General features: G+C 71.4%; 5 protein-coding genes. 3 read left to right on the forward strand and 2 right to left on the reverse strand.

Features of this window, described 5'->3' with window-relative positions; genetic code table 11:
* Window positions 1-128: 128 nt before the first annotated feature.
* Window positions 129-1,490: a sensor histidine kinase gene (locus tag C1J00_RS38535; protein WP_102913541.1), complete on the reverse strand. Its 1,362-nt coding sequence runs from the start codon at window positions 1,488-1,490 to the stop codon at window positions 129-131.
* 110 nt (window positions 1,491-1,600) lie between these two features.
* Window positions 1,601-2,809 carry a sensor histidine kinase gene (locus C1J00_RS38540; protein ID WP_102913542.1) on the reverse strand — a complete coding sequence of 403 codons (1,209 nt, stop codon included), beginning with the start codon at window positions 2,807-2,809 and terminating at the stop codon, window positions 1,601-1,603.
* Between the two features lie 223 nt (window positions 2,810-3,032).
* Between C1J00_RS38540 and C1J00_RS38545 the strand changes: the two genes are divergently transcribed.
* The 3 genes from C1J00_RS38545 to C1J00_RS38555 all read left to right on the forward strand — a co-directional run.
* On the forward strand, window positions 3,033-3,440 hold the full coding sequence (locus tag C1J00_RS38545; RefSeq protein WP_102913543.1) for an NADH-quinone oxidoreductase subunit A: 408 nt from the start codon (window positions 3,033-3,035) through the stop codon (window positions 3,438-3,440).
* On the forward strand, window positions 3,431-4,045 hold the full coding sequence (locus C1J00_RS38550; protein WP_102913544.1) for an NADH-quinone oxidoreductase subunit B: 615 nt from the start codon (window positions 3,431-3,433) through the stop codon (window positions 4,043-4,045). The genes C1J00_RS38545 and C1J00_RS38550 overlap by 10 nt, the downstream gene beginning before the upstream one ends.
* A partial coding sequence (locus tag C1J00_RS38555) for an NADH-quinone oxidoreductase subunit C (RefSeq protein WP_146046345.1) occupies window positions 4,042-4,604 on the forward strand: 563 nt, incomplete at its 3' end. The genes C1J00_RS38550 and C1J00_RS38555, both read left to right, overlap by 4 nt.

Raw genomic sequence — 4,604 nt, forward strand, 5'->3', positions numbered from 1 at the left:
GCGTACACCGGGAACACCCAGAACCACAGCGGGTACGTCAGCAGCGCCCAGCCCCTGTCACAGCCCGCGGGGGCCGAGCCCCCGGGCCGTGACAGGGGGTCGGCCCGGGGCGCGAGCCCCCGCGAAGGTCACCTCACGTGCTCCCCCCGCCACGGCAACTCGGCGGTCACCCGGGTCGGCCCGCCCGCCGGCGAATCCACCACCAGAATCCCGTCCACCGCGTCGAGCCGGTCCGCCAGCCCCGCGAGACCGGACCCCCCGGACACGTCCGCTCCCCCCACGCCGTTGTCCACGACCTGCAGCATCAGCCGGTTCTCCGTCCGCCACACCTCGACGCCCGCCCAGGTGGCCCGCGCGTGCTTGCTGACGTTCTGCAGCAGCTCCGACACCGTGAAGTACGCGATCCCCTCGATGGCCGGCGCCGGCCGCTCCACCAGGTCGACCTCCACCCGCACCGGCACCGTGCACCGCGACGCCACCGCCGACAGCGCCGCGTCCAGCCCCCGGTCCGTCAGCACCGCGGGATGGATGCCCCGGGCCAGGTCCCGCAGCTCCTGCAGCGCCGTCTTCACCTCTCCGTGTGCCTCGTCCACCATCCGCGCGGCCGTCTGCGGGTCCTCCTGCAACTTCTCCTTCGCCATCCCCAGATCCATCGCCAGCGCCACCAGCCGGGCCTGCGCCCCGTCGTGCAGATCCCGCTCGATACGCCGCAGGTCGGCGGCGGCCGTGTCCACCACGACTCCCCGGTCCGACTCCAGCTCCACCACCCGCGACGCCAGCCGCGAGGGCCCGAGCAGCCCGTGCACCAGCAGCCGGTCCACCATCGTCAGCGCCCGCACGATCCACGGAGAGGCGATCGTGAACAGCAGCCCCACCAGCGCGGTCACCGTGATCTCGAACGGGTTGTCGAGGTAGATCCGGCGCGTCTCGTCGCCGTACAGCTGGACCCCCTCCTGACCGGCGTACACCGGGAACACCCAGAACCACAGCGGGTACGTCAGCAGCGCCCAGCCCAGCACCCACACGTTCACCGCGACGACGAACGAGAACACCGCCCAGGGCAGGTGCAGCACCCCGTACAGCAGGGCCCGCCACGAGGCACCGCTCTTGAGGACGGCCACCGTCCACGCCATCGCGCCCGGCTTCGTCACCCGCAGCGGCTCCGGATCGGCCACCTCCAGTCCCAGCAGCGCCCGCGCCCGCATCCGCTCCAGCGACCCGAAACCGCGGCACCCGGCGAGCCCCGCCGCCAGCACCGGCACACCGAGGAACGTGACCAGCAGTCCCGCCCCCAGCGACACCATCGTGACCGCGTACGTGAACAGCAGGATGCTGATCGGCAGGCTCAGCAGCACATGGGTGAGTTCGAGCCAGGTGCGCAGATCGACCGGCGCCCGCAACGCGGCGGGCAGCAGATGCCGTCGTTCGGTGCTCCCCGGGAACCCGGACCCGCTGTCGAGCCCGTACCCCTGTCCGTACTCCGTGGCCATCGGCGCCGTCCTTCTCCTCGTCCCGCGGCTGTGCTCTCGTGCCTCCACCCTGCTCCGCCGCAGGTCGGCGGACCATGGAGTCCGTCGGCGTCTTGGGCGGGGGGTTTTCCCTACCCCCGGTCCCCGGAGCGGTCCCGCCAGGGCAGTTCCGCCGTGACCGTCGTCGGGCCGCCCACAGGTGAATCCAGGACGAACAGCCCGTCGACGGCGCCCAGCCGGTCCGCCAGCCCCTTCATCCCCGTACCGCCGTCGAGGCTCGCGCCCCCGCCCCCGTCGTCCCACACCTGGATGAGCAGCCGGGTCTTCGTCCGCCACACGTCCACCGAGGCCGACTTCGCGCGGCTGTGCTTGCTGACGTTCTGCAGCAGCTCCGAGACGGTGAAATAGGCGATGCCCTCGATGGCCGCGGCCGGCCGCTGAGGCAGATCGACCGTCACCTTCACCGGGACCGTGCAGCGCGAGGCGACCGAGGACAGAGCCGCGTCCAGGCCACGGTCGGTCAGGACCGCCGGGTGGATGCCGCGCGCCAGATCCCGCAGCTCCTGGAGCGCCAGCTTCACCTCGCCGTGCGCCTCCTCGACCATCACCGCCGCCGCGTCCGGGTCCTCCAGCACCTTCTCCTTGGCCATGCCGAGACCCATGGCCAGGGCCACCAGCCGGGCCTGCGCCCCGTCGTGCAGATCCCGCTCGATGCGCCGCAGATCGGCCGCAGCCGTGTCGACCACGACCCCCCGGTCCGACTCCAGCTCGGCGATCCGCCGCTCCAGCTCGTCGGAGGGCGACAGCAACGCCCGCACCATGGCCCGGTCGGCGTTCGTCAGCCCCCGGGCGATGAACGGCAACACCGGCCACAGCACGAACAGCGAGGTCAGCGTGACACCGAAGGTGAGCACGCCCCACGGCAGCCGGATGAACTCGTACAGCACCGTGCGCCAGCCCACCGGATCCTTCAGCTGCATCCATAACCGCTGGAAGAAGCCGCCCCCGCCGCGCAGCCGCAGCCGGCTCGGCTCCTCGATCCGCACCCCGAGCAGCGCCCTGGCCCGCGCCCGCTCCATCCTCCCCAACTGCCGCGCACCGATGAGCCCGGCCGCGAGCAGCGGGAAACCCACCACCGTGACGGTCAGGCCGAAGCCGATGGACATCATCGTCACGACGTAGGTGAAACCGAGCAGCGCGACCGGCAGGTTGGCCAGCAGGTGCGCGATCTCTTTCCAGGTGTGCCGGTCATAGGCGAGCCGGGCAGGCGGCGGACGGTCGTCCGGCACGGCGGCCCCCCGGGCCGCCGTCGTGCCCGGGGACGGGATGTGTTGGGTCATATGCGTTAGCGTGCCCGGCGGCGGGCGACGGCGCCATGAGGTGGACCGCCAGGATCCACTGAGGAAAACCCCACCCCCGCATGCCCGGCCACGACGGGCTGCTTACCCTGCCCTTATCAGGGCCTAGACTCCCGTGCGTACAGATCGTCGAACGGCGGCATCCGAGTGAGCCGCAGCATCGTCGCAGGATCCAGGTCCGAGTTTCAGGGAGCGAGGGACGGACGTGCCGGAACCGACCGTCGTCACCACGACCGTCGTCGCGGCGGACTACTTCCAGTCCTATTCGGTCGTCGGACTGCTCGCCGTCGTCGGCGTGCTGTTCGTCGCCGTGGCCTTCGGGGCCGGCCGCCTGCTGCGGCCGGTGGTCCCCACCCCCGAGAAACTCATGACGTACGAGTGCGGCGTCGACCCCGTCGGCGAAGGCTGGGCCCACACCCAGGTCCGCTACTACGTGTACGCCTTCCTCTACGTGATCTTCGCCGTCGACTCGATCTTCCTGTTCCCCTGGGCGACCGTCTTCGCCGCCCCCGGCTACGGCGCGACGACCCTGGTCGAGATGTTCATCTTCCTCGGCTTCCTGGCCGTCGGCCTGCTCTACGCCTACAAGAAGGGCGTCCTGACATGGACGTGAACCCCTCGGCGCCCGAGCCCGTGCTGCTGCCCGAGCCCAAGCGGCTGGGCGCCCTGGCCCGCCTCGCGCCCGAGCCGATGAAGGTCGTCCTCAACTGGGGCCGCCGCTACTCGCTCTGGGTCTTCAACTTCGGCCTCGCCTGCTGCGCGATCGAGTTCATCGCCGCGTCGATGGCCCGCCACGACTTCATCCGCCTCGGCGTCATCCCGTTCGCCCCGGGCCCGCGCCAGGCCGACCTGATGGTGGTCTCCGGCACCGTCACGGACAAGATGGCTCCGGCCGTGAAGCGCCTCTACGAACAGATGCCGGAGCCGAAGTACGTCATCTCCTTCGGCGCCTGCAGCAACTGCGGCGGCCCCTACTGGGACTCGTACTCCGTCACCAAGGGCGTCGACCAGATCATTCCGGTGGACGTGTACGTGCCGGGTTGCCCGCCGCGCCCCGAGGCACTTCTCCAGGGCATCCTCAAGCTCCAGGAGAAGATCGCCCGCGAGTCGCTGGGGGAGCGGTACGGCAGCGGCGCGGGCCGTCCTTCGGCGGCGGCACTGCAGAGCGGACTGGTGCCGCCGCCGGCTCAGGGGCCGGCTTCGGAGGAGGGGCGATGACCGCCGTCGGCTGGCTGCCCTCCGGCGCCGAGGAGCTCTTCGGCGCAGATGCCACAGCCGAGGAGTCCTACGAGGTCCTGACGGTCGACGTACCCCCGGCCGCCTGGATCACCGCCCTGGAAACCGCCCGCGACCGGCTCGGCTGCACCTACTTCGACTGGCTGAGCGCGGTCGACGAACCGGGCACGGGTTTCCGCGTCACGGCCCATGTCGCCGCCCTCGCACCCGTACGACGCCTCCTTCTGCGTACGACCGTCCCGCACGAGGCCGCCGCCCTGCCCTCGGCGGTCGACGTCTACGCGGGCGCCGCCTGGCACGAGCGCGAGACGCACGAAATGTTCGGCATCGCCTTCGAAGGCCACCCGGCGCTGGACCACCTGCTCCTGCCCGAGAACTTCGAAGGCCACCCCCTGCGCAAGGACTTCGTCCTGGCCGCCCGCGTCGCCAAGGCCTGGCCCGGAGCGAAGGAACCGGGCGAGTCGGAACACGGCGGTCCCAAGCGCCGCCAGATGCTCCCGCCCGGCGTCCCCGACCCCAACGAATGGGGACCCCTCAAGGG

Source organism: Streptomyces cahuitamycinicus (assembly GCF_002891435.1).
GTDB classification, from domain to species: Bacteria; Actinomycetota; Actinomycetes; order Streptomycetales; family Streptomycetaceae; genus Streptomyces; species Streptomyces cahuitamycinicus.

What these genes read in the sequence shown, in the direction of transcription:
- C1J00_RS38550 (WP_102913544.1), top strand. Translation starts at nt 3,431, where the DNA reads ATGGACGTGAACCCCTCGGCGCCCGAGCCCGTGCTGCTGCCCGAGCCC.
- C1J00_RS38535 (WP_102913541.1), bottom strand. Translation starts at nt 1,490, where the DNA reads ATGGCCACGGAGTACGGACAGGGGTACGGGCTCGACAGCGGGTCCGGG.
- C1J00_RS38540 (WP_102913542.1), bottom strand. Translation starts at nt 2,809, where the DNA reads ATGACCCAACACATCCCGTCCCCGGGCACGACGGCGGCCCGGGGGGCC.